The sequence below is a fragment of the Algoriphagus sp. UBA3586 genome, assembly GCF_002376385.1.
Taxonomy (GTDB): Bacteria; Bacteroidota; Bacteroidia; order Cytophagales; family Cyclobacteriaceae; genus Algoriphagus; species Algoriphagus ornithinivorans.
Window position 1 is genome coordinate 1 of record NZ_DFMT01000002.1, and the last position, 22,811, is coordinate 22,811.

Annotated in this window: 21 protein-coding genes; 14 read left to right on the plus strand and 7 right to left on the minus strand. The window is 39.2% G+C overall.

The window, feature by feature from the left end:
* Nucleotides 1–425, plus strand: a 425-nt coding sequence (locus tag B2906_RS00030) for a hypothetical protein (protein WP_286935187.1), incomplete at its 5' end; no start/stop codon positions are given.
* A gap of 160 nt (nucleotides 426–585) precedes the next feature.
* Here the strand turns inward: B2906_RS00030 and acnA are convergent.
* Entirely contained in the window at nucleotides 586–3,357 is a 2,772-nt protein-coding gene (gene acnA / locus B2906_RS00035) for an aconitate hydratase AcnA (RefSeq protein ID WP_286935188.1), read from the minus strand.
* Between the two features lie 161 nt (nucleotides 3,358–3,518).
* Here acnA and B2906_RS00040 point away from each other — a divergent pair, with 161 nt between their 5' ends.
* On the plus strand, nucleotides 3,519–4,559 hold the full coding sequence (locus B2906_RS00040) for an endonuclease/exonuclease/phosphatase family protein (protein WP_286935189.1): 1,041 nt from the start codon (nucleotides 3,519–3,521) through the stop codon (nucleotides 4,557–4,559).
* 163 nt (nucleotides 4,560–4,722) lie between these two features.
* Here B2906_RS00040 and B2906_RS00045 read toward each other — a convergent pair whose 3' ends face one another.
* The 4 genes from B2906_RS00045 to B2906_RS00060 form a co-directional block, all read right to left on the minus strand.
* On the minus strand, nucleotides 4,723–5,697 hold the full coding sequence (locus tag B2906_RS00045; RefSeq protein WP_286935190.1) for an MlaD family protein: 975 nt from the start codon (nucleotides 5,695–5,697) through the stop codon (nucleotides 4,723–4,725).
* The gene (locus B2906_RS00050; RefSeq protein WP_219956709.1) at nucleotides 5,694–6,446 is read right to left on the minus strand and encodes an ABC transporter ATP-binding protein; all 753 of its coding nucleotides are present in this window, start codon (nucleotides 6,444–6,446) and stop codon (nucleotides 5,694–5,696) included. Before B2906_RS00050 ends, B2906_RS00045 begins: the two co-directional genes overlap by 4 nt.
* Before the next feature lie 2 nt (nucleotides 6,447–6,448).
* Nucleotides 6,449–7,246, minus strand: a complete 798-nt coding sequence (locus tag B2906_RS00055) for an MlaE family ABC transporter permease (protein ID WP_091649002.1) — start codon at nucleotides 7,244–7,246, stop codon at nucleotides 6,449–6,451.
* Between the two features lie 167 nt (nucleotides 7,247–7,413).
* Entirely contained in the window at nucleotides 7,414–7,770 is a 357-nt protein-coding gene (locus B2906_RS00060; RefSeq protein WP_219956710.1) for a response regulator, read from the minus strand.
* A 371-nt stretch (nucleotides 7,771–8,141) separates the two neighbouring features.
* Between B2906_RS00060 and B2906_RS00065 the strand changes: the two genes are divergently transcribed.
* Both B2906_RS00065 and B2906_RS00070 read left to right on the plus strand, forming a co-directional pair.
* A complete protein-coding gene (locus B2906_RS00065; RefSeq protein ID WP_286935191.1) occupies nucleotides 8,142–9,518 on the plus strand; it encodes a TIGR00341 family protein in 1,377 nt (458 codons plus the stop codon).
* Between the two features lie 11 nt (nucleotides 9,519–9,529).
* Nucleotides 9,530–9,982, plus strand: a complete 453-nt coding sequence (locus tag B2906_RS00070; protein WP_286935192.1) for a YciI family protein — start codon at nucleotides 9,530–9,532, stop codon at nucleotides 9,980–9,982.
* A 218-nt stretch (nucleotides 9,983–10,200) separates the two neighbouring features.
* Here the strand turns inward: B2906_RS00070 and B2906_RS00075 are convergent, their stop codons facing one another.
* Nucleotides 10,201–11,115, minus strand: coding sequence for a glutaminase (locus tag B2906_RS00075; protein WP_286935193.1), 915 nt, complete (start codon nucleotides 11,113–11,115; stop codon nucleotides 10,201–10,203).
* Between the two features lie 308 nt (nucleotides 11,116–11,423).
* Here B2906_RS00075 and typA point away from each other — a divergent pair, with 308 nt between their 5' ends.
* Nucleotides 11,424–13,229 carry a translational GTPase TypA gene (typA, locus tag B2906_RS00080; RefSeq protein WP_286935194.1) on the plus strand — a complete coding sequence of 602 codons (1,806 nt, stop codon included), beginning with the start codon at nucleotides 11,424–11,426 and terminating at the stop codon, nucleotides 13,227–13,229.
* A 239-nt stretch (nucleotides 13,230–13,468) separates the two neighbouring features.
* A complete protein-coding gene (locus B2906_RS00085; RefSeq protein ID WP_219956715.1) occupies nucleotides 13,469–14,347 on the plus strand; it encodes a hypothetical protein in 879 nt (292 codons plus the stop codon).
* A gap of 57 nt (nucleotides 14,348–14,404) precedes the next feature.
* Here B2906_RS00085 and B2906_RS00090 read toward each other — a convergent pair whose 3' ends face one another.
* Nucleotides 14,405–15,385 (minus strand): aldo/keto reductase, encoded by a 981-nt coding sequence (locus B2906_RS00090; protein ID WP_144606576.1) that lies wholly within the window; start codon nucleotides 15,383–15,385, stop codon nucleotides 14,405–14,407.
* A 311-nt stretch (nucleotides 15,386–15,696) separates the two neighbouring features.
* On the opposite strand from B2906_RS00090, the gene B2906_RS00095 reads away from it, so the two are divergent.
* The 8 genes from B2906_RS00095 to B2906_RS00130 all read left to right on the plus strand — a co-directional run bounded on the left by B2906_RS00095 (nucleotide 15,697) and on the right by B2906_RS00130 (nucleotide 22,646).
* Nucleotides 15,697–16,089 carry a Dabb family protein gene (locus B2906_RS00095; protein ID WP_286935195.1) on the plus strand — a complete coding sequence of 131 codons (393 nt, stop codon included), beginning with the start codon at nucleotides 15,697–15,699 and terminating at the stop codon, nucleotides 16,087–16,089.
* Nucleotides 16,090–16,247: 158 nt separating this feature from the next.
* On the plus strand, nucleotides 16,248–17,567 hold the full coding sequence (locus B2906_RS00100) for a S41 family peptidase (RefSeq protein ID WP_219956717.1): 1,320 nt from the start codon (nucleotides 16,248–16,250) through the stop codon (nucleotides 17,565–17,567).
* 415 nt (nucleotides 17,568–17,982) lie between these two features.
* Nucleotides 17,983–18,540, plus strand: a complete 558-nt coding sequence (gene purN / locus B2906_RS00105; protein WP_286935196.1) for a phosphoribosylglycinamide formyltransferase — start codon at nucleotides 17,983–17,985, stop codon at nucleotides 18,538–18,540.
* Between the two features lie 268 nt (nucleotides 18,541–18,808).
* Nucleotides 18,809–19,297 carry a YybH family protein gene (locus tag B2906_RS00110; RefSeq protein ID WP_286935197.1) on the plus strand — a complete coding sequence of 163 codons (489 nt, stop codon included), beginning with the start codon at nucleotides 18,809–18,811 and terminating at the stop codon, nucleotides 19,295–19,297.
* A 236-nt stretch (nucleotides 19,298–19,533) separates the two neighbouring features.
* Nucleotides 19,534–21,060: a bifunctional phosphoribosylaminoimidazolecarboxamide formyltransferase/IMP cyclohydrolase gene (purH, locus tag B2906_RS00115; protein ID WP_286935198.1), complete on the plus strand. Its 1,527-nt coding sequence runs from the start codon at nucleotides 19,534–19,536 to the stop codon at nucleotides 21,058–21,060.
* 149 nt (nucleotides 21,061–21,209) lie between these two features.
* The gene (locus B2906_RS00120) at nucleotides 21,210–21,473 is read left to right on the plus strand and encodes a hypothetical protein (RefSeq protein ID WP_219956720.1); all 264 of its coding nucleotides are present in this window, start codon (nucleotides 21,210–21,212) and stop codon (nucleotides 21,471–21,473) included.
* The gene (locus B2906_RS00125) at nucleotides 21,463–21,681 is read left to right on the plus strand and encodes a type II toxin-antitoxin system HicB family antitoxin (RefSeq protein WP_219956721.1); all 219 of its coding nucleotides are present in this window, start codon (nucleotides 21,463–21,465) and stop codon (nucleotides 21,679–21,681) included. The genes B2906_RS00120 and B2906_RS00125 overlap by 11 nt, the downstream gene beginning before the upstream one ends.
* Before the next feature lie 194 nt (nucleotides 21,682–21,875).
* Nucleotides 21,876–22,646, plus strand: a complete 771-nt coding sequence (locus tag B2906_RS00130; RefSeq protein WP_286935199.1) for a hypothetical protein — start codon at nucleotides 21,876–21,878, stop codon at nucleotides 22,644–22,646.
* The last annotated feature ends 165 nt before the right edge of the window (nucleotides 22,647–22,811 follow it).

Here is a 22,811-nt window from a genome sequence, read left to right on the forward strand (position 1 = left end):
GCATTTATGAATTGAACACGGCTTTCGATGGAAAACAAGTCGCTCAATTAATTTATGAAGGAAACGGAAATTACAGTGTGATACGAAATGGTGAAAATTCACCTCAGCAATTGGAGAAAAATAATTTCACTCCTCAATTGAATGCTTCAAAAGAAGAATGGGGTAAATTTTTCAACCGCAATTTCAAAGTAAATGGGATGAGAATCAAAGAGGATTCTCAATATGCATTGATAGCAGTTTTAATTGATGAAAATGGCAATAGAAAAGAAATTGAAGTTGCAAACCCTCACCAAGTGGAGGATTATTTTGAGCAAAAAGCCTTAGAACTCATCTTAAAATGGGGTGATAATTATCTGCCCGCCCTTGACCCTTTTGGAAATCCAATTGAAAAATGGCTTTATATCCCGCTTCAGTTTATCCGTTAAATTAGTCTTAGGTCTAAATAATTTAATCTGACAAAAGCGCACAATTACCAAACTGAGCGAAGTCGAAATTTCCTTTTAGGTATCAGGAAATTTCGACACTCGCGAGAGTTTGATAGGTTCCTATTGAAGAATTTCAACAGGAGAATTGCTTATTTATTATTTAACTTTTCAGAAAATCTCGAAGTACATAATTCAAGATACCTCCATGCTGGTAATAGGCAATTTCAACCTCTGAATCCAACCTAGACTTAACTTTGAATTTTTTCTCACCCTCGTCAGATTTTGCAATAACATCAAGCTCTTGACCCGGGGTCAACCCTGCTTCAATTCCTGAAATGGAAAACTGCTCTTTCCCGCTTAATCCCAGTGAAGAGGCATTTTCTCCATCAAGAAACTGTAATGGCATTACTCCCATACCAACTAAGTTTGAACGGTGAATTCTCTCATAGTTCTCCGCAATGACCGCTTTGATTCCCAGTAGGTTGGTTCCTTTAGCAGCCCAGTCTCTTGAAGAACCGGAGCCATATTCTTTGCCTGCCAATACAATTAATGGAGTTCCGGCAGATTGGTATTGAGTGGATGCCTCGAATACACTCATCTCCTCACCACTTGGAATATATGTGGTAAAACCACCTTCCTGAGTAGCTAATTGGTTTTTGATTCTCACATTGGCAAAGGTTCCTCTCACCATCACCTCATCATTTCCACGTCGTGAGCCATAAGAATTAAAATCAGGCCTTTGAACACCCCTATTGATAAGGTATTTTCCTGCAGGGGTATTCTCTCTAAAAGAACCTGCCGGAGATATGTGGTCAGTAGTAATTGAGTCTCCTAGTTTAAGTAAAACATGTGCGCCTTTGATATCCTTTGGTTCTGGCACATCCACTGAAATACCTTTAAAGAATGGAGCCTCTTTAATATAAGTAGACTCATCATCCCAAGGATAAATCTCTCCTTCACCAGATTCCAGTTTTTTCCAGATATCATTGCCTTCAAATATTTCTCCATAACTTTTCTGATAGTCTCCCGGAGAAAGTACCTGTCTTGCAATTTCATCTATTTCCTCCTGGCTCGGCCAGATATCCTTCAAATAAACCGGTTCTAGATTTGGATCATATCCTACTGGTTCATTATGTAAATCCACATCCACTCGACCAGTCAATGCATATACAACCACCAGCATTGGTGACATGAGATAGTTCATTTTCACTTGAGGGTGAACTCTCGCTTCAAAGTTCCTATTCCCGGAAAGAACCGATGCCACTACCAAATCATTATCCTCGACTGCAGCTGCAATATGGCGAGGAAGTGGTCCAGAGTTACCGATACATGAAGTACAGCCATAACCCACGGTATGGAATTTCAAAGCCTCCAAATCGTCCATTAGTCCAGCTTTTTCCAAATAGTCAGTGACTACCTTAGATCCAGGAGCCAAAGAGGTTTTGACCCAAGGTTTAACGTCTAATCCTTTTTCTCTAGCTTTTCGGGCAACCAAACCTGCTCCAAGCATTACCGAAGGGTTGGATGTGTTTGTACAGGAGGTTATTGCTGCAATAACAATTGAACCGTCATATAGCTCGAATTTTTCATTGTGAAGATCTACTGTTACAGTTTTGAGGCCATTTTTTACTTTAGTCTCATATTTTACATCTGTTTCGACTGCAGTACTTTCTGCTCCGCTTTGTCCTCCTCCCTCTGCATACCAGCGGGAAACTTCACGCTTATCTATAGGAATGTATTCTCTTCCATGTGCTGATTTTAGCAACTCTTGAAATTTGGGCTTAAAATCTCTGACAAGGATTTTATCCTGTGGTCTTTTTGGGCCTGATACAGTTGCCTCAACAGTACCCAAATCCAATTCGACCAAAGACGAGTACTGAATCAAATCTTCATCTTTTCTCCATAGCAAGTTTGCTTTGCAATAGTCCTCGACCAATTTGATCTGCTCCTCACTTCTATTGGTTTTCCCCATGTAATCTAAGGTCCTATCATCAATAGGGAAATAAGTCACAGTACAACCAAATTCAGGAGACATATTTGAAATGGTGGCTCTGTCAGGCACAGAAAGATGATCCAATCCCGGACCGAAGACTTCCACAAACTTTCCAACTACTCCATGTTTTCTCAACAATTCTGTAATGGTCAATACCATATCTGTAGCGGTGGTTCCTGCAGGCAACTTTCCTGTCAATTTCAATCCAACTACTTCTGGCATGATGAAATAAATCGGTTGCCCCAAAAGAGCCGCTTCCGCTTCAATTCCACCGACACCCCATCCAACAACACCTATACCGTTGACCATTGGAGTATGAGAATCCGTTCCCACTAAAGTATCCGGAAAAGCATTTCCGTCTCTGGTAATTACACCCTGAGCGAGGTACTCCAGATTGACCTGATGGCAGATTCCCATTCCAGGAGGAACTACTGAGAAATTATTAAAGGACTTTTGAGCCCACTTTAAGAACTGATATCGCTCTTTATTTCTCTCATATTCTACCTCCACATTTTTCTGATAGCTATAAATGGTTCCAAAAAAATCAACCTGTACAGAGTGGTCGATTACCAAGTCTACCGGAATCAGGGGATTAATTTTTGAAGGATCTTTGCCCTTTCTTTTAGCTTCTGATCTAAGTGAAGCAATATCAACTACTGCTGGTACACCAGTAAAATCCTGCATTAGCACACGGGCAGGTTTATAAGGAATATCTTTATCCGATGGGCTAGGAGACCAGTTTAAAATAGTTTCTAAATGCTCTGGTGTAATTGCGAAATTATCGAAGTTTCGAAGAGCATTTTCCAATAAGATTCGGATGGAAAAAGGTAAGTGTTTTACTTTCTTGCCAGCCGCTTCCAACTTTTCCAAACTCCAATAGGTATACTCTCCGCTTGAGGTTTTGAGTTGGGATTTGATTTTAAATGGATCTAAGTTCATGGTAAAAAGGTATTAGAGTATAAAAACAATTTCTATTAAACTAACCAGAATCGGGGCATTTGGATTCCCCATATATGTAAAAGGTATTTATTTTTTGAGAATTTTGAGAACATTTCCTTGCTAAAAATTCTACATTCACCATTATTTCCCTCTTATTCATCATGATTTTACTGCGAATTTTTAGTGGTTTTTTTATCCTTGCCACTTTTCTCCCATTAATCAAATGGGATCATTGGTGGATTCGGGTTTTTGATTATCCCAGAATCCAGAAGTTCATGATCAACCTATTGCTTTTAATCGGATGGGTTACTTTCTCTCCTCAATTCAATATTGAATTTTGGATTTGGGTAGCACTATTGCTTTCATGCGAAGTTTTCTTAATTCGGAAAGTGATTCCTTTCACCCCTCTGGGAAAGAAAATGATTCAAAAAGTAAATTTTGACCAGCGTTCAGGAATTCATTTGATAGTGGCTAATGTGTATCAATACAATAGGCAGTACCATAAAATGCTTCGCTTAGTGGAAAAGGAAAGCCCGGATTTGGTATTTATGGTAGAAACTGACCAAGCATGGGCTAATGCTATGGAAGAACTGGAGATGAAATATTCAGAATGCATTAAAATCCCTCTTGAAAACACCTATGGACTGCTGTTGTATACCAACCTTAAAATTGACAGACAAGAAACCCATTATCTGATTGATTCTGAGATTCCATCCTTAGAGTTGGATATTATATTGAACGATGGTCAAAAAATCACCCTTTATGCCATTCACCCTACTCCGCCCGTACCCGGAGAAAATTCGGTTAGCACTGAAAGAGATGCTGAAATACTTATAGTTGGGAAAAAATCCAAAGCAAACCCACTTCCTTCTTTGGTAATAGGAGATTTGAACGATGTGGCTTGGAGTTATACTACTGAATTATTTCTAAAAATATCTGAAATGGCTGATCCCAGAAGGGGGCGTGGTACCTTTAATACTTTTCATGCGAAAATACCCATTTTTAGGTGGCCTCTTGACCACTTCTTTTTATCTAAGGAATTTGGACTTTCTGAGCTTAAAGTCTTGCCAGGCATAGGCTCAGATCATTTTCCGATCAGTTTGAAGGCGGTCTTGACAAAAAGAAATACAACCGACACCCTGCAGGCAAACGGAGAAGAAAAAAAAGAAGCCCGTCAGAAAATTTCCAACGGGCTCGATTAAGATTAATCTGATTATCCGCAATCCTGCCAGTTGCCTTATTTTCTTTGCTTGACTGGTTGGAAGACCGATGACCGAAGACCGAAGCTTCCGGATTCTGATCTTTTTAGCAGACAATAAGCCGTATTTTTGTCAATACTGGTAAGAAAGCGGATATCCAAAATGATTAATTACCTTCTTCTTCGGCCTTAGCTTTTCGCTTAAAGCCTTTTCGGAATGGCCAGGTATATTCCAGTGCTTCTAGCCCTCTATTCAAATTATAGGTCGCAGAATCCGTATTCTCCAGCGTACTTTTCAAGGTTTGAGCAAACTCCGGATCATTCAGCAATAGCCCCAAGGAATTGTTTGGATCATCCAGCTTTGCAGAAATTTCATTCAGTTTAGCAGTCAGAGCCTCGGTATTGTTAGCAGAGGAACGGAAGCTTTCCAAAGTTGCCTTCAAATCGGTCACCATGGTAGTATCTGTAGCCAAATCATTGAATAAACTTCCTTCGGCATTCAATTTGGAAGAAAACTTCGTCAAGTCTGTCAACATTTTATTGCTATTGATAGAGGCTCTATTTAAGTTATTCAAGATGGAACGGAAATTATCAGCCAAAACAGAATCAGTCATCACCGCTCCTACTATGCCTTCACCATTAGCTAATTTTCCGGTGAGCAATTTGAGATCATTAGTGATATCTACCAGGTTTTTATTGTTTTCCTGAAGGGTTTCCATCATTTTATCAGTATCCAGAGGCATAACGGCCTCTAATCTATCTCCGTCCTCTACCGGAGGTGCTAGGGTGGTTCCACCGTAGATCACGATGATTTTGTTACCGATTAAACCATCTGAACTAATGGTGGCTTTAGAATCCTTTCGGATAAACTCAGCTACTGATTTTTCCACATTCATCTCAATCTCCACCTGAGAATCTCCGTAGAAATTGATTTTGCGGACTGTTCCAATCTTCACCCCCGAAAACCAGATATTATTTCCAGTCTGAAGACCTCCGATATCATCAAAAACAGCCTTCAGATGAATTGCTTTAACAAATTTCTTTTGCTGGCCACCCAATGTCAATACACCGGCTACCAATATGGCGATCCCCAAAAAGACAAAAATGCCTACAATGACTGATCTCTTGTTTTCACCTCTCATGATTCTATAAAATTATAATCGTAGAATGATTTCACTCGTTGGTCGTCTGCATCAGCAAACACTTCATTGAAAGTACCTACAGCCTTAAACTGACCGTCCAATAATACGGCCATTCTATCACCGGTTACTTTAGCACAGGTCAAATCGTGCGTAATGACAATGGATGTGGTTTTAAATTGTTCTCTAACCTCATTGATCAGATTATTGATATCCATACAGGTAATAGGATCCAAGCCTGCCGTAGGCTCATCATAAAGCATGATTTCTGGATCCAATATCAGAGTACGTGCCACTCCAATCCGCTTCTTTTGACCTCCGGACAACTCTGAAGGCATTTGATTGATTGTCTGCGGCAATCCTACAGAATCCAACAAACCCTCAATTTTCTTTTGTATTTCCCCTTTGGTGAGGTTTTTGACATTTCTAACCAAAGGAAACTCTAGGTTTTCCTTCACGGTCATACTGTCGTACAAGGCCGAATTTTGAAAAGAAAAGCCAATTTTCAGCCTTAATTCATTTAACTGCTTGGAGTTTAATCGGGAAACCTCTTTGCCAAATACATGCATAGTACCTGCATCCTGCTTGAGCAAGCCTACCATGATTTTGATCAAAACAGATTTTCCGGAGCCTGATTTACCCAAAACCACCAAGTTTTCTTCCTTGAATAGGTCCAAGTCAACTCCCTGAAGTACTTTCAGATCTCCAAAAGACTTTTTTAACCCTCTTATTTCAACAACTTTTTCTGCCATGATTACATTCCTCTAATTGCGTTGACGACTTGGAGAACCAATAGCTCTTCAATAAAGATCAGGAACATAGAGATAACCACCGCTGAGTTCGCAGCCCTACCCACACCTTCTGTTCCTTTCGATGAATTGTAACCTTTGTAGCATCCCACTATCCCAATGGTAAATCCAAAGAGTAGTGATTTGAGAACAGAGGACCAGATATCCAAGAATGAAATGGATTCAAATACCTGAACAAAGAAGGTAGAAAGGCTAACCAATTCGTTGGAATTTACATTCAGAAATGACCCCATCAAAGCCACAAAATCTGTGTACATGACAAGTATAGGAATCATGAATGTAGTCGCTAATACCCTTGTGACAACCAAAAATTTGAAAGGGTTGGTTGCAGAAACTTCCATCGCATCTATCTGCTCGGTTACTTTCATGGAACCAATCTCAGCACCAATACTGGAACCAACTTTACCCGCAGCAATCAAAGCTGTAACTAAAGGTCCCATCGCTCTCACCACTGCGATGGAAATCAAGGAAGGCAACCAGGAAGAAGCTCCAAATTCTGACAGAGATGGACGGGATTGGTTAGTAAAAACAATCCCAACTATAAATCCAGTCAAGGAGATCAAAGGCAAAGATTCCACGCCAATTCTGTAACATTGGTGGACTACCTCTTTGAATTCATAGGGTGGCAAAAACACCTCCTGAAAAAATCGTCTAACGAAATTCCAGGCGTCTGCCAGACCCGTAAAAAACTTATCTATTTTCTTCGAAAGCAAAGGCTTTCTTTCATCTGATTTTTCAGCCATAATTTCTCTTCGAATGCCCGAAATTAGTCAAAATATTCCAAAGGGATTTCTTCTAACTTTTTCTTCTCCATTTAGTAGGTTTGAAAGGTAATTTACGGTGATGTAAATGGGTTCAGATTTTGGATATAAAAAATCATAACCCGAAGGGAAATTTGGCTTGAAAATTATCAAATCAAACTCGCGATTTTTTCCCAATCTTCCTTCTCCAAAGGTTTCTCCAAAAGCTGTTTTACCTGGGGAAAATTCTTCGCTTTTTTCTTGTCATCGGGGGAGGCGTGGCCGGTGATAAACACAATTGGCGCATCGGAAATTTTCATGAAATCTTCCACCAAATCCCATCCGGATTCCCCCTCCAGATTCAGATCAGAAAGGATCAAATCTGCCTTGTTTTCCTGAAGCCAGATTTTCAATTTTTCAGGCTCGTGAAAGAATTCCGTACTACTCCCGGGGATATGTATTTTTAAAAGTTTTTTCATCAGCATGTGCTGAATCAAATCGTCGTCTAAATAAATAATTGATGCCATGAATAATTTTTACTTTCTAAATCTAAGCTTGCCATGTCGTGGACTCCAAGAACCAAAATCAATTCCTAAAATTATAGCTAATTCATCAAAAAACGTTAACAATTGATGTTTTCATATTTTTAGTCAAATCTAAATAGTTTAGACTAACTTAATTTTGTTTGGGCTAAATATCCTATATTTAATTATAAATCAATTATTTAATTGCTTAAATAATAAGCAAAGGTTTAATTAATTTTTTGTGATAAGATATCCAGAATCTTTTCTATCCGTAATACACTACTCAAGGATCGAGCCAGCTATATTTTTGACCTATGGATCAATAAATAGCCTTTTAATACTTATTTTGGGCCATTGATTTTCAATTCAACTGTATGACATCAACCCCTCCTAAGCCAAGAAAACGGAATCAGTTTATCCGATTCTTGCTCTACTTGAAAGATCGATTTGATCTACATGAAGGGAAAGAAGACGAGCTAGAAACCATCGAGTATGTTCGCAAAAATGTCGACTTCAAAGGAGCCAATTTATGGATTCTAATCTTCGCCATTTTCGTGGCCTCTGTAGGTCTGAATGTCAACTCTACCGCGGTCATCATTGGAGCCATGTTGATCTCTCCTTTGATGGGTCCGATCATGGGTATTGGGATGGCAGCGGGCATCAATGATTTTGAACTTTTGAAACGCTCTTTGAGAAATCTCGGAGTAGCAGTTTTTATCTCCATTTTAACTTCCACTATTTACTTTTACTTCTCCCCTCTTGATGGTCCTCAGTCCGAACTTTTGGCTCGTACCGAACCCACAGTTTGGGATGTGTTGATCGCTCTGTTTGGAGGTCTCGCCGGAATTGTGGCAGGCTCCAGAAAAGAGAAGAGTAATGCGATTCCAGGGGTGGCAATTGCTACCGCTTTGATGCCTCCTTTGTGTACTGCCGGCTATGGTTTAGCGACCTTCAATTTCTATTATTTCTTCGGAGCATTTTACCTCTTTTTTATCAACTCAGTTTTCATCAGCCTTTCAACTTATCTGATCGTTCGATTTATGAAATACCCCAAGAAAGAATTCTTGGATCATAAAAAAGAGAAGCAGGTTCAGACCTATATCACCATCTTTACCATCATCACCATAGTACCTTCTATTTACTTGGCTTATGGCATTGTGCTTCGTTCGATTTGGGAAGAGCAAGCTAAGAGGTATGTTAAAATTGAAATGGTTTTTCCGAGGACTCAGATATTGAATTCGGACTTTGATTACTCCACAGAGCCAAGAAGAATTCAGGTAAATCTGATTGGAGAGGAACTGGACTCTGACCTGATAGAGATCACCAAGGAAAAAGCTAAAGAGTATGGTTTGGATCAGACGGAAGTGGTCATCCATCAAAGTGGAAATGGAGGAACAGACCTCAACGTACTTCGATCAGATATCCTTAAAGATCTTTACGAGCGAAATGAACAAGTCATCCAAGACAAGGACCAGCGTATCGCTATTCTGGAAAATGAAGTTGCCAATTATGCGCAGGTAAGAGCACTCGGAGGAGAAATTGCCCAAGAGGCAAAAATCAATCATCCGAATTTACGTAAATTCACTTTGAACCGATCCTTAGTAACAGATCTGGAAAAAAAGAAAGCCGACACGCTGTTGGTGGCCTATGCAGAATTTGTCCCCAAAGTTCAAAGAGCCGAAAGGGATAAATTTATCGAATGGCTAAAGCTCAGGACCAAGTCAGATACAGTTGCTTTGATTCTATATTAAGAAAACTCACTATGAAAAATATCATCATCACCTTGGCTCTTTTATTTGGTATTAGCGGATTGAGTCAGGCTCAGGAGAAATTTGATCAGGAGCTGGCAGACAAAGTAGGAGCTGATCCCTATGGTATGAAGAAATATGTCATCGCTTTCCTATATCGGGGAGATCGGGTCAATGAATATAGCGCTGAAGAAAGAGCTGAGCTGCAAAAAGGACACATGGCCAATATTTCAAGGTTGGCTGAAGAAGGCAAAATGGTTTTAGCAGGCCCATTCTTCGGAAATGAGGATTTGAGAGGGCTCTTCTTTTTTGATGTGCAGAGTATAGAAGAGGCACAGGCATTAACGGAATCCGACCCTTCTATCAAGGCTGGTGTACTGAAAATGGAACTGAAAGAATGGTATGGCTCTGCTGCCTTACCTTTACTTTTTGACCTGCATTCAAAAATCGCAAAAGAAGATATCTAGCATACTTTAACCCGGATTATGCATTAGAATCTGTAGTGAGAGGTCAAATCGCAATAAAATCAATCCGCCTGAGGCGGAGAATGAAGCATAGCACCGCTACGGTGATTGAGCTAAATACAGCAAAGCGATTGATTTTGAAGCGGTTTGGACTCGTAATAAGAAGTCTACTGCATATTTCGAGTTTAAGGACTATTTGAATAGAAAACCTGGCTTCGAATTCAAAATAGCGAGAAGGATAACTTATTTGTCAACAATTCCAAAGCTCGAATCGCCTTAACAGAGTTTCCCTTTTCGTTCAATTCAGGACTCCAGACTGCAATACTGAACTTATGGGGCATCACGGCAGCTACTCCACCTCCTACCCCACTCTTTCCAGGTAATCCCACTCTGTAGGCAAACTCTCCTGCCTCATCATAGAATCCACAGGTCAACATGATCGCATTGACTCTTCGGGCATGACTCTCGGTCAAAATTTCCTTGTTGGCAAAAATGGAATATCCATCATTAGCTAAAAACGAGAAAGATTTGGCTAAGTCAACACAATTCATTTCCATAGCGCAGTGGGAAAAATAAACGTCCAATACTTCATCAATCGAATTATCAAAGTTTTTGTAGGATTTGAGAAAGTAGGCAAGAGCGGTATTTCTTGCGGCATGATTCTTTTCAGATTTCATGACAGCCTGATTGATCTCAACACAGTTTTCACCTGCCAATTCATTGATGAAATCAGATATCTGCGAGACAGGCTTTTCAAATTTACTGCAAAGCGCATCCGTGATTACCAAAGCACCTGCATTTATAAAGGGATTTCGAGGGATACCCTTTTCATATTCCAGCTGAGCAATGGAGTTGAATGGGTTACCGCTAGGTTCCACATTAACTCGAGACCAAAGCTGCGTATCAAATTTTGGGAAAACCATGGTTAAGGTATGCACCTTACTGATACTTTGAATTGAAAAAGGCATCTGAAAATCACCCACACCATATACATTCCCTTTGAGGTCTACTAAGGCAATCCCAAATTGATGGGGATCCACAGTGGCCAGCTCCGGGATATAATTCGCAACTTTTCCTCTGAGATTCTCTTCCTGTACTTCTTGATAAACTTCTTCTATGAGTTCTTGGTAATCCATTTGATGAAAATAGTTTAAAATGAAAAAGGTGACTAGTATGTTATTGAAATTCCAGGTTAAAAGTTCACCAAGAATATTTTTTTAACCCAAACCCCTTGGTCTCTTATCTAGTTTAGAACTTCTAATCTCTTGATTCTAGTATCTATTTCCACTCTTCTGACCGCTAGCTTCTCGCTTCTAAACTCTAGCCTCACGCTTCTAATATCTCACTTCTCCCCTCTATTCTCTCCCATCTCATTTAACTTCATCCACTCATAACCTTGATCCCATTATTTTTCCCTACCTTTGCGGCTTGAAAAACGCAGATCATGCAGAATATCAGAAATATCGCGATTATCGCACACGTTGACCACGGGAAAACTACCCTCGTGGACAAAATCATCCATGCTTCCAAAATCTTCAGAGAGAATCAGCAGTTTGACGACTTGATTCTAGACAACAATGATTTGGAGCGTGAAAGAGGTATTACCATTCTTTCCAAAAACGTATCCGTACGATACAAAGACACCAAAATCAATATCATTGACACTCCTGGTCACGCCGACTTTGGAGGAGAGGTAGAACGAGTTTTGAAAATGGCTGACGGAGTAATCCTATTGGTGGATGCTTTCGAAGGACCTATGCCTCAAACCCGATTTGTATTGGGTAAAGCACTATCTCTAGGACTAACTCCTATTGTAGTGGTCAATAAGGTGGATAAGGAAAACTGTAGACCAGATGAGGTGCATGAAGCCGTATTTGAGTTGATGTTCAACTTGGACGCTACAGAAGAGCAATTGGAATTCCATACTTTATATGGTTCTGCCAAGCAAAACTGGATGGGACCGGATTGGAAAAACCCAACTGATTCAATCCTTCCTTTGTTGGATGCTATTTTGGAACATATCCCAGCACCTAAAATTGATGAAGGAACACTTCAAATGCAGATTACCTCTTTGGATTACTCCAACTTCGTAGGCCGTATCGCCATCGGTAGAGTAAAAAGAGGCACTGTTTCCGAAAACCAGCAGATTGCACTTTGCAAGGCTGATGGAAGCATTAAGAAAATGCGTGTTAAGGAACTTCATACTTTCGAAGGACTTGGTAAAAATAAAGTTCAAACCGTTCAGGCAGGTGATATCTGTGCTATTACAGGTTTGGAAGACTTCGAAATTGGAGATACAGTAGCTGACGTAGAGAATCCGGAACCACTTCCAAGAATCTCTATCGATGAGCCTACTATGAATATGCTCTTTACAATCAATAACTCTCCATTCTTTGGAAAAGAAGGAAAATTTGTGACTTCCCGTCACTTGAGAGATCGTTTAATGAAGGAAACAGAGAAAAACCTGGCCCTACGCGTTGAGCCAACTGATTCTGAAGATAGATTCCTAGTCTATGGACGTGGTATCCTTCACTTGTCAGTGTTGATCGAAACTATGAGAAGAGAGGGTTATGAATTGCAGGTAGGACAGCCTCAGGTTATTTTCAAAGAAATCGATGGAGAACAATGCGAACCAATCGAAACATTGGTTGTAGATGTACCACAGGAGAGTTCGGGTAAGGTAATCGAATTGGCTACTCAAAGAAAAGGTGAATTATTGATCATGGAGCCAAAAGGCGACTTGCAGCACCTGGAATTCAAAATCCCATCCAGAGGTTTGATTGGCTTGAGAAATAACGTTTTGACAGCTACTCAGGGTGAAGCGATCATGAATCACCGATTCTCAGCTTACGAGCCTTTTAAAGGCACAATCCCTGGAAGAATCAACGGTTCTTTGATTTCTATGGAAGGTGGTCAGTGTACTGCCTATGCTATTGATAAATTGCAGGATAGAGGTGTATTCTTTATCGAGCCTGGAGATGAGCTTTACACTGGACAGGTAATTGGTGAGCATTCCAGAGACAATGACTTGGTGGTAAATGTGCAGAAAGGCAAAAAACTAACCAACATGCGTGCTTCCGGTTCTGATGACAATGTGAGAATTGCTCCTCCAAAAAGATTCTCTTTGGAAGAAGCTATGGAATACATCCAAAAAGATGAATACTTGGAAATCACTCCAAAGAATATCCGAATGAGAAAAATCTATTTGGATGAAAACGAGCGAAACAGAATGGCTAAAAAAGAAGCCTAAAGTTAGAAGCTAGACTTTAAGAGTTTAGACCTAAGACCTCGGTAATCCCGGGGTCTTTTTATTTCCAGTGATTCCTTTCACTACTTTATTCCAATCTACAATCACTGTTAGCCAATAAGATAATCTTTCAATCCAGAAGTTTTCCGCCTCGCAATCAATTTTTTACAAAATTCTCACACAAGAATTAAACTTTTAGAGCATCCTAATCGTGTATTCTTTAAATTTCAATTTTAATTACTATGCGCTATCTATCACTAGTTTTCCTAGCTTTTTTTACAATTAGTAAAGGAATATCACAATCTAAGAATGATATTATCTACCTCAGCGATGGAACCAAAGAGGTCAATGTCAAAGAAATCGGACAGTCAAATATTAAATACACGCACCCTGGAGAAGAGGTAATCTACACCATCAATAAATTTTTGGTTACTAAAGTTGAATTTGAAAGTGGAAGAGTAGAAAAATTCAACTCCCCCCTTAAACCGATAAAAAATATTTTGGATGTGGAGAATGTGTATATCACATTCAACCCGGACGAAATGCTAGGACTTCATAATTTGGGAAGTCTCTTTTCAAAAGCAACAGGAGTAACCACTCTTTCCAGCATCAACAATGTCAATAATCGGGCATTGACCAAATTGAAATACGAAGCTGCCATGCTAGGTGCCAATGCAATCTATATAGGCAATCAATATCAAAGGGGAAATCAATATGGAAATGAGTACGCTCCAGGGAATAGTACCCAAACCTCCTATTCCGGAATGGCTTTTTCTAATGAAAGTTTGGATTTGGATGAAATAGAGCAAGTTTTGATCAATCAAAAGATAACTCCTTTTCAAAAAATTACCTTAAAAAGAAATGGATGGTCTCCAAATGTAAGCACTATCTCTGTTATTAATGAAAAGGGTCTGAGAGAATTCGTCAACATAGATAAAATCACTCGGGAAGAAGATGGAATCTATGTTACTATCCGGGATTTGAGAACAAAATCAAACCAGCTGAAAGTTGTAAAATATGACGACAACTCCATAGTTCTCATGGAAAGAGACGGAAATGGAATCACTAATTACCAAATGCTTACCGAAAATCATCAGTTTGTAAAAAATAGAATAAACTAAGATTCTCTACTTTGGAGTAAATAAGGGTTGCACACTTGAAAGCAACCCTTATTTTTTTCACCAAAGATGATGTACCTCTTTTTTGATAAACTCCTCGTATACCTCCTCCACTACTTTCATCTGATGGGTACTTAATGGTTTAGCCTGACCTGCTTCTAAGTTTTGAATCACTTGCTCCATTTTACTGGCACCAGGGATAACTGTACTCACCTCCCCAAACATCAAAACCCATTGCAAGGCAGCTTTAGCCAGGTTTTCCCCAAATACCTCTTTCAGTTTTTCCACCGCTGGAAAAGCTACCTCCAAAGGAACCCCTGAAAAAGTCTCTCCTTTATCAAAGGCTTTTCCCTCTCTATTAAAATGCCTGTGATCATCTTTTGAAAAACTGGTTTCCTGACTGATTTTTCCAGTAAGTAGGCCACTGGCTAAAGGAACCCTGACTATCACTCCTACTTCATTAACTCGGGCATGTTTGAAAAAGACTTCAGAGGGTCTTTGACGAAACATGTTGAAAATAATCTGAACAGTAGATACAATATCATACTTCATTGCGGTCATGGCTTCATTGATTTTTTCCACGCTCACTCCCATAGCCGCTATTTTACCTTCCTTTTTCAAATCTTCAAAAAGACCGAAAATCTCATCTCGATGATAAACCTGACTGGGAGGGCAATGCAGTTGGATAAGATCCAAACGCTCCAGTCCTGTATTACTCAAGCTGTCTTCCACAAATTTTCTGAGCCTTTCTGGAGTATAGCCCTCATTAGCATGAGGCTGAATTCTCCTGCCGCACTTAGTGGCGACATATATTTTTTCAGATCGCTCCCGAACCACTTTACCTACTGCCGCCTCGCTGAGACCACCATCATAAACATCTGCAGTATCTACAAAATTGATCCCTCGATCGAATGCCGTATGCAGTATTTGCTCTGCAATTTTAGGATCAAAAGGACCTCCCCATCCTCCTCCAACTTGCCATGTTCCCAAACTTATTTCTGATACTTCCCAACCGGTTTTTCCAAGTTTTCTGAAATTCATAAAAGTAAATAGCTATGTGTTAGGTGATCAAACTAGAGTACTAAATTATCAAAATTTACTTAAATGAGGGATAAGAAAAAAGGTTCAATCGAGGTTTTGTACCCCTAAAAGAATCCTCTGCTCTAGATCAATTTGCTAAGGACTTCTCCAGTCTAGATTTTATAAATCCTTATATTTAGCTCGCTTTACTTATTTCTCACATGAAATCGAGCACGACGCAAGCGACACACACTGGAATGATTGTAAATTGTGCGACCTGCCTGCCGCAGGCAGGGATTCCATCTGACCACTGAAAAACAAATTATAAACAGATGAAATCTAGAAGAACCTTTCTCAAACATCTCAGCGTAGCAAGTGCTGCTGCTGTCTTACCTATTCAAACAATCGCAAAAGAAATGGCAAAACAACCCATGATTCACCAAGTTTATTTTTGGCTACATGACACAGCCAATACAGAGGAATTTTTAACCCAAGCTGTTCCTATGTTGGGAAGATGCAAGACCGTCGGAAAATTCATAGCCGGTACGCCTGCTGATACTGAGAAAAGAGATGTGGTTGATCATTCCTGGCAGGTTTCCTGCACTCTGTTTTTTGATAGTTTGGAGGATCAATTGGTTTACCAAAAAGACCCATTACACCTAGAGTTTATTGAAAAATACTCTTCTATGTGGAGCACTGTAAAAGTTTATGACATAGCAATTTAAACATCCATTTTCTTTATTTTACCGTACTTAATTCAAGACTTGTCAATTTATCCTGAAGAATTAGATCTCAGCCAAAGAATTTAAAGTTTAAAGGCTACACAAAAATCAGCATACTAAGACAGTTCTGACTTTATTATTGCCATTCTAAATAAGTAACTATGAAAAATGTGAAGTGGATTTTTGCTCTGCTTGTGTTGGGATTTTGGGCCTGTGAGCCTAAGGATGATCCCAATCCCAGTCCCCAGGCAGATGCAGTGCGAGGGGCTATATTTGAAACCATGAAGGAATGGTATTATTGGAACCAAGAACTTCCGGGAACTGTAAACACTTTAGATTTCTCCAGCAATGAAGAATTTCTGGATGCTCTCCTATTTAAACCTTTAGACAGATTTTCCTACCTAACTACCCAAGAAGCTTTCAATAATGCCTTTGTCGGAAGAAATGCGGGGCATGGCTTTGGTTTTGCTTTCGACGCAGAAGAAAGGCTATATCTTACATTTGTATTTAATGAGGCACCAGCAGGAAAGGACGGTTGGAAAAGAGGTTGGGAAATCCTTGAAATCAATGGGAAGCCTTTGGTGGATTACAAGACATCTAGTGGTGGATATGATTTTAAATTAGGTCCTCCTGACCCCGGAATCTCCAACACATTCAAGTTCAGACTGCCTGACGGAACCACCACAACGCGAACCAATGTCAAGGCAGAATACCAGTCCAACTCTGTATTGTTTCAAAATGTATATGATGTAGATGCTAAGAAGGTTGGCTATTGGGTTTATCAGAGTTTCAAGGCCACATCAGGCTTAACACCTACCCGAAGTCAAGAGGTAGAAAACTCCATGAATTTCTTTATGGAGCAAAACATCAATGAATTAATTATCGACTTAAGGTATAATGGGGGAGGTTCGGTAGCTGTTGCAGAGCAGATCAATAATTACTTGATCCAGGCATCCAATAGCAACAAGTTGATGTATACCAACAAGTTAAACAGCCTGAAAAGTAGTCTGAACGATTCTGAAAACTTCTCTAAAAAAGGAAATCTAGCTTTAAACCGAATAATCTTTATCACCAGTAGAGGTTCTGCTTCAGCTTCTGAATTAGTTATTAATTCATTAAATCCCTATATGGAATTGATACTTATTGGCGATAATACTTTCGGTAAGCCTGTAGGTTCATTTCCACTTTCCCGATTCAACAGAACCCTAGCGGAGAACAACGTTGAACTTGTCCCAATCACCTTTGCGACTGCCAACTCAGAGGGGAAAGCAGATTATTTTGACGGATTTCCAGCTAATTTCTCTGTGGGAGATAGCCCGCAGGTTCCTTGGGGAGACACCAAAGACTTAAGATTAGCGGCAGCGCTGCAATATATTCAGAATGGTACTGTCAGCGGAAGAATGATAAATACATTCTATAGACCAAGTTGGGAAATGATAGATGCCTTCAAAGGCCTTCAACAGGAGTTTCCCGCTTATTAAATAAACTCATTGAAATGCCCACGAGGAAAAATCTCACACAACTTGTCCCGTCCGCCGCGGCGGATAGGGAGGGGATGATTATCCTGGGTATTCCATCTGACATATAAAAAACAAATTATAAACAGATGAAAAGAAAGGCTTCTTGGTAATCGGGAAGCCTTTTTTATTTTTACTTTTCAATTGAACAAACAACCTGTGAAATGCCCATGAGAATAAATCTCAAACAACTTGTCCCGTCCGCCGCGGCGGATAGGGAGGGGGATGCCCCGATAAATCGGGGTAGGGCATTCCATCTGACCTCTAAAAAGCAAATTATAATCAGATGAAATCGAGCACGAGGGAAAACCTCACACACAGGCATGATTATAAGTGGTGCGAGATTCCATCTGACCACTGAAAAACAATTTATAAACAGATGAAAAGACTTGCAATCCTTGCTTCCGGTAGCGGCTCCAATGCTGAAAAAATCATGGAGCATTTTCAAAAATCTACCAAAGGAAAGGTAGTGCTTATTGCGTCAAACAAATCAGATGCTTTTGTATTGGAAAGAGCGAAGAAGTTTGATATCCTTTCATTTACCTTTTCCAAAAAAGAAATGGAAGCGGGGGTGCTTTTAAAAAAGCTACAGGAAGAAAGAATCGATTGGGTCATTTTAGCAGGCTTTTTATTGAAAATCCCGGATGAATTGATTCGAGCTTTCCCTGAAAAGATGGTCAATATTCATCCTGCCCTACTTCCAAAATATGGGGGAAAGGGAATGTACGGTATGCATGTCCATGAAGCAGTGAAGGCTAACGGTGACCAGCAGACAGGAATTACTATTCACTTGGTCAATGAGCACTACGACGAAGGAAAAATCATTTTTCAGGCAGCAACCCCAGTCTCTAAAGAGGATAGCCCGGAAACTATCGCTCAGAAAGTTCATGCCTTAGAACATCGATATTTCCCAGAGGTGATTGAAAGTTTGCTGTAGATTCTATCTTTTTTCAAAAAAACTACTTTTCCCTCAAAATTTATCATTTAAGAAGGAATGTAAACCAACTTCAAATTCAAGGTATATCATTTTTTTGGGTTGTAACCCTTAAGCTTTATTCTATATAATTAATTCATTTTCAGTAGTTTATTTCAAAATTTTACACTACTTTTTCCAATAATAGCAAGACTCAACTAACTACTCTAGCTATCAGTACTTTTACTTAAAAAAAATAACAAAACCACAAATCCCCAACCTGGATTCAATCATGAAATCATTCATCACAAACACCCAGCTTCCCCTATTTCTTGGATTACTTTTATTAGGGTTTTCATGTCAAACTCCTAAGCAAGAAATAAGTACAAATCTTCAAGAAACAGTTTCCGCAGACTCTCTTATCCAGGTTTGGAACAAGGCCTGGAACTCCAAAGATTCTACGGCTATTTCGGATTTCTTTAACGAACAAAGTGTAGTGATTTTTTCAACCAATTATATCATGACAGGAAAAGACTCCATTATGTTTAAATGGGTAAAAAATAATCTCCCCAATGTATCCAATCTCCAAACATTTAAAATTTCTTCGGGCAATGGTCAAAATTTAGCATATTACTCGGGGACTTATTCACTGGATATTGTTAAAAATGATTCATTATTAGGTACAGACAAAGGAATATTCACGACTGTTTGGAAATTGCAAAATGACCAAAACTGGAAAATTGAAAACATGATATTCGGAGAATATCAAGAAGAGGAATAAGAACTTTTCATCCCCGAAGGACTGATAAAAGAGGCGGTCTCATAAATAGCTCTACTGTAAGCCTGAGCGGAGGCGAAGGCCATTTCTATCGTTTTGGCCTACATTTCGACTTCGCTCAATGTGACAAATTGCACTTTTGAGACAGCTCCTTTTCTTATCACCCTTTTCTCAGAGTCTTTACCCATTTTTTCCTACCTTTGCAGCTTCATTGAAATTCATCCCAACCCATTCCAAAAATGGCTGTCAAAAAAATTCAATCTGCCCTTATATCAGTCTTTTATAAAGACAATCTCGAACCTATTATTGCCCTATTGAAAAAACACGGAGTAACAATTTACTCCACCGGTGGCACCCAGAAATTCATCGAAAATCAAGGAGCTGAAGTTATTCCCGTAGAAGAGCTAACCTCCTACCCTTCTATCTTTGGAGGAAGAGTGAAAACCCTTCACCCAAAAGTATTTGGAGGTATTCTTTACAGAAGAGAAAATGAAGGAGACCTTTCACAGGCAGCCGAATTCGAAATTCCCGCTATTGACTTGGTGATTGTGGACTTGTATCCTTTTGAGGAAACAGTAGCTTCTGGTGCTTTCGAGGCAGATATCATTGAAAAAATCGACATTGGTGGTATTTCTTTGATTCGTGCAGCTGCCAAAAACTTCAAAGATGTCACTATCATAGCCTCAAAGAATCAATATGCTGAATTAGAGGCAAAATTGACTGAGCAAGACGGTGGAACTACCTTGGAAGATAGAAGATATTTTGCTGCTCAGGCATTTCAGGTTTCATCCAATTATGACACCCATATTTTCAACTACTTCAACCAAAGCGAAAATATCCCGGCTTTGAAAGTATCTGAAAGCAAAGCCAAAGCTCTTAGATATGGTGAAAACCCGCATCAGGCTGCTCATTTCTATGGCGACTTGGAGCAACTTTTTGACCAATTAAACGGTAAAGAGCTTTCCTATAATAATCTAGTAGATGTAGACGCTGCAGTAAACCTTATCGCTGAGTTTCCTGATCAAACTGCCTTCGCAATCTTAAAACATACCAATGCATGTGGCTGTGCTACCGCCTCCACAGTAAAAGAAGCCTATCAGAAAGCATTTGCTGCTGATACTCTTTCTGCCTTTGGAGGAGTTTTGGTAACCAACCAGACTGTAGACAAGGCTGCGGCTGAAGAAATGCATTCTTTGTTTTTCGAAGTATTGATTGCACCAGAATTTACGGAGGAAGCTTTGGAAATTTTGAAGGGCAAGAAAAACAGAATCCTACTTCGCCAAAAGATGGCTTTGCCTGGCACCAAAATGATCAAAACCTTGCTTAATGGAGTAATCGAGCAAGACAAGGATTTGGCAACAGAAAGCAAAGCTGATTTTAAAGTAGCCACTCAAAAAGCTCCATCTGAAAAGGAAATGGATGCTTTGGTCTTTGCTGCGAAAGTTTGTAAGCACACCAAATCCAATACCATCGTGTTGAGCAATGATAATCAGCTCTTTGCTTCCGGTGTAGGTCAAACTTCCCGAGTAGACGCTTTGAAGCAAGCCATTATTAAAGCCAATGAATTTGGTTTTGACTTGAAAGGTGCTGTGATGGCCTCTGATGCTTTCTTCCCATTCCCTGATTGTGTGGAAATCGCACACGAAGCAGGAATCACGGCAGTTGTTCAACCTGGGGGATCTATCAAAGACCAAGACAGCATTGCCTTCTGCGATGCCCACGGCATGAGCATGGTGATGACTGGAGTCAGACACTTTAAGCACTAATAGGTTGACCTATGAGGTTTTGAAAACCTCGAAGGTCTTCTTTCAATATTTCAAAGACCTCCGGTTCAATTGGATTCGGAGGTTTTTTTGTTGGTAAAATTGACCCAGAAACTAAACTAGAAATTCAAATAAATAGATTAAATTGAACTATGGGTAAGTATGAAAAACTTATAGCCAAAATCCTTTCAGGAAGTTCAGACGCTAACATTACTTTTACAGAATTAAGGAAGTTGATTTTAATTTTTGGTTTTTCAGAAAGAATTAGAGGCAGTCACTATATATTTAGCAAAGAAGGTGTTGAAGAGATCCTGAATCTTCAAGAAAAAAATAGTAAGGCAAAACCTTATCAGGTAAAACAAGTAAGATTAATTATATTGAAATATCAATTAAGTGTAAAAAAAAGTGAAGACTGATCTACGATACGAAATTATTATTTACTGGAGCGAAGCTGACGAAGCATTCATTGCAGAAGTTCCAGAACTTGCTGGCTGTGCTGCCGATGGGGCTAGTTATTTAGAAGCTCTTCAAAATGTTGAAATTGTAATTCAAGAATGGATTGAAACAGCAGAAGAATTGGGTAGGGAAATCCCAAAGCCTAAAGGTAAATTGATGTTTGCCTAAAAGCTGTATCAAGATTTTAGTACCTAATTCCAAAACCTCCAACTCGAATCGAATTGGAGGTTTTTCATTTTTTGATTAAAAAAACTGGTTTATCCAGCCACATTGAATTTCAAAGAAACAATTTCAGTCAAGTCGCCGTTTTTTTTAACTAATTTCTATTAACTTTATTATTATCAAATTATCAGGAACTTAGGATGAAATTTCAATTGCTAATTCTTCTATTTTTACTTGTGTTTTGTTCCTGTTCAATCATAGAGGAAGATGGCCAGCAAGACCTCTTAGAAACTCTTCCCGAGATCTCTGTTGCCCAACTCCAAAGATTAGCTTTCGATTTCAATAATAAACCAAGCCGCATTCATAGATATCAATTAAATAGTCTTTATTCCATACATGACAAATATTACGATGCTTTAGGCAGAGATTTATTTGATATATACCTAAATAATCCAAGCTATGACACCTCCAGCCTTGTGATTTATTCCTACAAAAATAATCTTTTAGTCAAAAAAGAGATATTCCCATTTGATGGAGAAAAATATGTTTTTGGAGAAGTGTTTACCTATCGCTATGACTCTTCAGAAAAATTACTTCAAGAAGATCGAGGCAGTATGATATATCTCAAATACGAATACAATGACAAGGATCAATTGGAAAAAATAATTTTCGGTCCGCAGATTTCTCACCAGGAAGGCTATCAATTCTATTATGATGATCAAAACCGGATCCAGCGCCAAGTGTGGATGGTTTTCACCCAACCAAATTCCCCCATTAGAGATTGGCACTATGTCTATGATCAGAATGCAAAACTAATAGCCAAATCCATCCCCACTTCTCCAGTTGGAGAATTGACTCCAATGTTTGAATATACTTACGATAACCAAGGTAGATTAATAAAGGAATTGGAAAGATATCCTGAATATGGGTTTCAAGAGCATTATTGGACTATTTACCACTATCGGGAGTAAAAAAATACTGACTCAATTTTGTAAAATTAGGTGATAAATTTGACCAATTTCATAAATCCAACTCGAAAAAAAAAGTCAAATGAAGATTTAAGTTCTAATTCCAAAGAGGAAATGAACCCAGATTCAAGTAATAATTGCATCACTAATAGTTTAAGGAAGGAAGCC

Excerpts from the sequence above, each read along its gene's own strand:
- B2906_RS00075 (WP_286935193.1), bottom strand. The coding sequence starts at position 11,115 with ATGGATTACCAAGAACTCATAGAAGAAGTTTATCAAGAAGTACAGGAA.
- B2906_RS00130 (WP_286935199.1), top strand. The coding sequence starts at position 21,876 with ATGAAATTTCAATTGCTAATTCTTCTATTTTTACTTGTGTTTTGTTCC.
- B2906_RS00090 (WP_144606576.1), bottom strand. The coding sequence starts at position 15,385 with ATGAATTTCAGAAAACTTGGAAAAACCGGTTGGGAAGTATCAGAAATA.
- B2906_RS00070 (WP_286935192.1), top strand. The coding sequence starts at position 9,530 with ATGAAAAATATCATCATCACCTTGGCTCTTTTATTTGGTATTAGCGGA.
- purH (WP_286935198.1), top strand. The coding sequence starts at position 19,534 with ATGGCTGTCAAAAAAATTCAATCTGCCCTTATATCAGTCTTTTATAAA.
- B2906_RS00100 (WP_219956717.1), top strand. The coding sequence starts at position 16,248 with ATGAAAAATGTGAAGTGGATTTTTGCTCTGCTTGTGTTGGGATTTTGG.
- B2906_RS00045 (WP_286935190.1), bottom strand. The coding sequence starts at position 5,697 with ATGAGAGGTGAAAACAAGAGATCAGTCATTGTAGGCATTTTTGTCTTT.
- B2906_RS00110 (WP_286935197.1), top strand. The coding sequence starts at position 18,809 with ATGAAATCATTCATCACAAACACCCAGCTTCCCCTATTTCTTGGATTA.
- B2906_RS00065 (WP_286935191.1), top strand. The coding sequence starts at position 8,142 with ATGACATCAACCCCTCCTAAGCCAAGAAAACGGAATCAGTTTATCCGA.
- B2906_RS00095 (WP_286935195.1), top strand. The coding sequence starts at position 15,697 with ATGAAATCTAGAAGAACCTTTCTCAAACATCTCAGCGTAGCAAGTGCT.
- typA (WP_286935194.1), top strand. The coding sequence starts at position 11,424 with ATGCAGAATATCAGAAATATCGCGATTATCGCACACGTTGACCACGGG.
- B2906_RS00040 (WP_286935189.1), top strand. The coding sequence starts at position 3,519 with ATGATTTTACTGCGAATTTTTAGTGGTTTTTTTATCCTTGCCACTTTT.
- B2906_RS00085 (WP_219956715.1), top strand. The coding sequence starts at position 13,469 with ATGCGCTATCTATCACTAGTTTTCCTAGCTTTTTTTACAATTAGTAAA.
- B2906_RS00060 (WP_219956710.1), bottom strand. The coding sequence starts at position 7,770 with ATGGCATCAATTATTTATTTAGACGACGATTTGATTCAGCACATGCTG.
- B2906_RS00055 (WP_091649002.1), bottom strand. The coding sequence starts at position 7,246 with ATGGCTGAAAAATCAGATGAAAGAAAGCCTTTGCTTTCGAAGAAAATA.
- B2906_RS00120 (WP_219956720.1), top strand. The coding sequence starts at position 21,210 with ATGGGTAAGTATGAAAAACTTATAGCCAAAATCCTTTCAGGAAGTTCA.
- acnA (WP_286935188.1), bottom strand. The coding sequence starts at position 3,357 with ATGAACTTAGATCCATTTAAAATCAAATCCCAACTCAAAACCTCAAGC.
- purN (WP_286935196.1), top strand. The coding sequence starts at position 17,983 with ATGAAAAGACTTGCAATCCTTGCTTCCGGTAGCGGCTCCAATGCTGAA.
- B2906_RS00050 (WP_219956709.1), bottom strand. The coding sequence starts at position 6,446 with ATGGCAGAAAAAGTTGTTGAAATAAGAGGGTTAAAAAAGTCTTTTGGA.